Origin of the sequence: Adlercreutzia sp. ZJ141 (assembly GCF_011038965.1) — a bacterium.
In the GTDB taxonomy this organism is placed as follows: domain Bacteria; phylum Actinomycetota; class Coriobacteriia; order Coriobacteriales; family Eggerthellaceae; genus ZJ141.
Genome location: NZ_JAAKEB010000044.1, coordinates 1 through 3,182, shown reverse-complemented (window position 1 = coordinate 3,182; position 3,182 = coordinate 1). Strand labels below are relative to the sequence as shown.

Below are 3,182 nucleotides of genomic sequence, written 5' to 3'. Positions count from 1 at the left end.
CGGCTCGCGAGAGTCAAGGGCGGTACGACTTGAACGAAGTGAAAGGCAGCGCCTTTAGACGCCGCCGGTCGCCCTCGGCCTTATAGGCCTAGAGCAAACCACCCCTTTGAGGGGTGGTTCATGATTGTTTTGCCCTTCGACCTGCATATTCTGTTGTCAAGGCGTGACAGTGCGCCTGATTTGTAACCCAATTTGAAACAGAACGGTTACGGTGATTCTACCCACGCGTGATGCGGCCACGGTATTCTAATACCTCATCTACATGACGTGCATCATGCGTGGTCATGCGCGCTACGGCGCGCCAAGTATGAAGCCGTCGCTTGAAATGGGAGGCTAGCAGAAGGGAATCCTATGGAAATATCACAAATCGTATCCGTTGTGGTGTTCGTCGTGGTTATGGCGTTCATCATGTCGGAGAAGCTGCATCGCTCGCTTGCAGCTATCGCGGGTGCGGCGCTCGTCATGCTGATCGGCATCTTGCCGTTCGACGCAGCGATCGAACACGTAGATATGAACACGCTTGGCGTGCTGTTTGGCATGATGCTATTCGTAGCTGTGGTGAAGCAGTCGGGTCTGTTCGAGTTTCTGGCCATTAAGTGCGCCCGTGTTGCGAAGGGTAACCCGTGGCTCATTATGGTGTTGTTCGTGCTGTTGACCGCAGTGCTATCGGCATTTCTTGACAACGTGACCACGGTGCTGCTTATCGGACCTATGACTGTAACGGTGTGTAGGCTACTCGAGGTTAATCCGTTTCCGTACTTCATGGTAGAGATTCTTTCGTCGAACATTGGTGGCACCGCTACGCTTATTGGTGACCCGCCGAACATCATGATTGGTTCGGCTGCGGGCTACTCGTTTGCCGACTTTATTATGGTTGATGCGCCCATCGCTGTGGTGATCCTTGCTCTGAGCATTGGGCTGTTCTACATCATGTACGGCAAGAAGATGCACGTTGATGACGAAAAGCGTCAGCGCATCATGGAGCTCAATGAGTACGATCAGGTGAAGAGCATGCGCCTGCTGAAGCAAAGCGTTGTGGTGATGGTGTTTGTGGTCATTGGCTTTATGGCCCACGGTGCGCTTCATGTTGAATCGAGCGTCATTGCACTTACGGCTGCTGGCGTGCTGCTGCTCATTTCGGGCGAGAGCATCGAGCGTGCACTGTACGAGGTGGAGTGGACTACACTCACGTTCTTTGCAGGCTTGTTCATCATCGTGGGCGCCATGGCTGAAACCGGCGTTATCGAGATGCTTGCCAACGCGCTTATCTCTGCAACCGGCGGCGACGTGTTTGTCACCATGCTCGTGTTGCTGGTGGGCTCGGCTGTAATCTCCAGCTTCCTGGACAACATCCCGTTTGTTGCCACCATGATTCCGATTCTTCTGACCATGGAATCTACCGGCATGGATGTAACGCCTTTGTGGTGGGCGGTATCCCTTGGTGCCTGCTTGGGTGGTAATGGTACCCTTATCGGTGCTTCGGCCAATGTGGTGCTCTCCGATATTGCCAGGAAGAACGGCCATGAGATCACCTTCATGCAGTTCTTAAAGACCGGCTTCCCAGTTATGCTGTTTACCATTGCTGTTGCAGGCGTGTACCTGGTGCTGCGCTTCCCGCCGATGTAAGTGAGGCTCATGTAGCCAGCTTTGCACTACACAGAAAGGGGATGGGCGACTCATTGAGTCGCCCATCCCCTTCGTCATAACCTTTTGTATTCGCAGAGCTAAGACATTCAGAGCTACGACAATCCTTTGGGATCCTTGAGATCGAGCGCTCGGAACAAGCGCGTGGGTACGATACTAACAAGGTCTTCGGTCCACGACTCTAGGTCGGCTGGACGGCTACTGCGCAGCCAGTCATTCATCACTTCGCATTCCAGGCGAGCAAACGTTTCCACAATGAAGAGCATGTTGCGATTGATTGGCTCGTGTCGATACTTCTCCAGCGTTTCAAGCAGTACCTTCTTGCGATCCTCAGGCAGGATGGAACGTCCAAATGGCGTGTTCACGCTGTATTGGATCGACTTGCTGTAGAAGTCGTACTCCTGGAAGATCAGGCGAATATGATGATAGTAACCGGTTTCCCAGCCAATGGTGCGCCCGATCTCGTTTAAGTAGAACTGCCGACAGTAAATAGTGTGCCAGCAGGGAATATCGTACTTACTTTCGAAGTAGCGATAGAATGTTTGCCGGGACACGCCGGCGTTCTTGCATATCTCCGAAACGGTCATGCGGTCAAGCGACTTGTCGACCGCGTGCAAAATGCCCATTCTAATACGTAGTTCCTGGGCGTTGAATACATCAAAGTCCTTGCGGTTATTGTTCGGCATTGCGTCCTCCCCGTCCGTGCAACAGCCGATATGTTACTATCAGTGTAACATAAGCTAGCTGCTCCGGGCATTTCTCGACAACTTTCGACATGTAATGACCCATTCTGCGGTAGATCGCAAAATGTCGGCGAGCAACGTTTCTCATTTGATGAACCCACGATCAGGTTAAACCGTATAGTTCGTAGCAAATGCGTGACAAACTATGAGTTACTGCTCCAAAACCAGGTCAGAAGCTACTCATTGTGTTTTGAAGCAATTTTCGCCGTGCTTGATACTCAAGACGAAGAGCAGAGACGCTGCCCTTCGAACGCCTACGAAAGGACACTGCCATGGCGAAGATAGTTAAGTCTTGGAACGACTGGGATCCGTTGAAGCGCGTCATTGTTGGCCGCTGCGACAACTCCGTGATCGTTCCTGAGGAGCCTGCAACCTCTGAGAAGGTTCCTGTGGACTCCGACATGCGCGGCATGTGGGGCCTACGCCCGCTGCGCACCGTTGAGGTTGGCAACGCCTGCCTCGAGAACCTGGTTTCTGCTCTCGAAGAGCGCGGCGTGGTTGTTGATCGCCCGACGCCTCTGCAGTGGAATCAGCCCATTGGTACACCTGATTTCCGCAACGATGCCATGATGACTTGCATGCCTCCGCGCGACATCCTGCTCACGGTTGGCAACGAGATCATGGCTTCGGCGAACTCCTTCCGTTGCCGCTACTTCGAGTATCTGGCCTACTGGCCGCTCATGAAGCAGTACTTCGACGAGGATCCCGAGTTCAAGTGGACCCAGGCTCCGCGTCCGCGTCTGACTGATGCTTCCTATAAGCACAACTACTACGACGAGAAGATCTCGCTGGAAG

General features: G+C 53.1%; 2 protein-coding genes and 1 pseudogene. 2 read left to right on the top strand and 1 reads right to left on the bottom strand.

Annotated elements, in window-relative coordinates:
* Positions 1-351: 351 nt before the first annotated feature.
* Positions 352-1,626, top strand: coding sequence for an ArsB/NhaD family transporter (locus G7Y44_RS10195; protein WP_165249653.1), 1,275 nt, complete (start codon positions 352-354; stop codon positions 1,624-1,626).
* Positions 1,627-1,739: 113 nt separating this feature from the next.
* Here the strand turns inward: G7Y44_RS10195 and G7Y44_RS10190 are convergent, their stop codons facing one another.
* Positions 1,740-2,330: a TetR/AcrR family transcriptional regulator gene (locus G7Y44_RS10190; protein ID WP_165043565.1), complete on the bottom strand. Its 591-nt coding sequence runs from the start codon at positions 2,328-2,330 to the stop codon at positions 1,740-1,742.
* 329 nt (positions 2,331-2,659) lie between these two features.
* On the opposite strand from G7Y44_RS10190, the pseudogene G7Y44_RS10185 reads away from it, so the two are divergent.
* Positions 2,660-3,182: pseudogene (locus tag G7Y44_RS10185) on the top strand (serine/threonine protein kinase); the annotation flags it as partial.

Coding starts and splice junctions, on each gene's coding strand:
- G7Y44_RS10195 (WP_165249653.1), top strand. CDS start 352: ATGGAAATATCACAAATCGTATCCGTTGTGGTGTTCGTCGTGGTTATG.
- G7Y44_RS10190 (WP_165043565.1), bottom strand. CDS start 2,330: ATGCCGAACAATAACCGCAAGGACTTTGATGTATTCAACGCCCAGGAA.